The sequence below is a fragment of the Pseudomonas sp. BF-B-15 genome (assembly GCF_019946675.1).
Lineage (GTDB): Bacteria > Pseudomonadota > Gammaproteobacteria > Pseudomonadales > Pseudomonadaceae > Aquipseudomonas > Aquipseudomonas migulae.
In genome coordinates, this window is record NZ_JAGYFZ010000215.1 from 1 (window position 1) to 1,024 (window position 1,024).

Consider the following 1,024-nt stretch of genomic DNA (forward strand, 5'->3'; position numbering starts at 1 on the left):
GCTGGCGATAGCGGTGGGTCAGCCAATAAGGTTGGCGACTGACACACCGCCATCGCCAGCAAGCCGGCTCCTACAAGGTTACGTGCATGGCATGAAGACTGTGCTGTGCATTATGGCCAAGTGCGGGGGGATCAGTCTGCTTATTATTGTCAACTAAAACGGGACAGTATTTCAATTTTCATCTACTTATTGCACTACAGGATAAACATTAACCTTCTCCTCACTCGGACGAATCAACGTCCCCACAGGAGATTTCATCATGCTGACCCTTCGCAAAGCTTCCGATCGCGGCTTGGCCAATCATGGTTGGTTGAAGTCGTTCCATACCTTTTCCTTCGCCAACTACCGCAACCCGAAAGAGCAGGGTTTTTCCGACCTGCTGGTGATCAACGATGACCGCGTCGCGGCAGGCAAAGGCTTTGGCCAGCACCCGCACCGTGACATGGAGATTTTCTCTTACGTGCTTGAAGGCGCCCTGGAACACAAGGACACCCTGGGCACCGGTTCGGTGATCCGCCCCGGTGACGTGCAACTGATGAGTGCCGGCAGCGGCGTGGCACACAGCGAGTACAACCACTCGGCGACCCGTGGCGTGCACTTCCTGCAAATCTGGATCGTGCCGGACGTCAGCGGCGCCAAACCGCGCTATCAGCAAGAGCATTTCAACACTCAGAAGAAACGCGGGCGTCTACAACTGATCATCTCCCCCGAGGGGAAAAACGGTTCGCTGAAGGTGCGCCAGGATGCGCGGGTGTATGCCGGCCTGATCGATGGCAAGGAAAGCGCCACGCTGGAACTGGCCGCCAATCGTTATGCCTACGTGCATGTGGCGCGCGGCAGCGTCGAACTCAACGGCCTGCAATTGCAGGAAGGCGATGGCGTGCGGGTTCGCGATGAACAGTTGCTGACCCTGAGCAACGGCGCGGATGCCGAAGTGCTGGTGTTTGACCTGCGTCCTCAGGAATTGCCTGAAATGCCGTAATCCTGTGTGAAGTAATCGCCACCTCGCTGCGCTCGACAGCTC

1 protein-coding gene is annotated in these 1,024 nt (G+C 57.0%); it reads left to right on the forward strand.

The genetic code is table 11. From position 1 onward, the window contains the following. Nucleotides 1-259: 259 nt before the first annotated feature. Nucleotides 260-982 carry a pirin family protein gene (locus KGA97_RS29430; RefSeq protein WP_223452449.1) on the forward strand — a complete coding sequence of 241 codons (723 nt, stop codon included), beginning with the start codon at nucleotides 260-262 and terminating at the stop codon, nucleotides 980-982. The last annotated feature ends 42 nt before the right edge of the window (nucleotides 983-1,024 follow it).

Coding starts and splice junctions, on each gene's coding strand:
- KGA97_RS29430 (WP_223452449.1), top strand. CDS start 260: ATGCTGACCCTTCGCAAAGCTTCCGATCGCGGCTTGGCCAATCATGGT.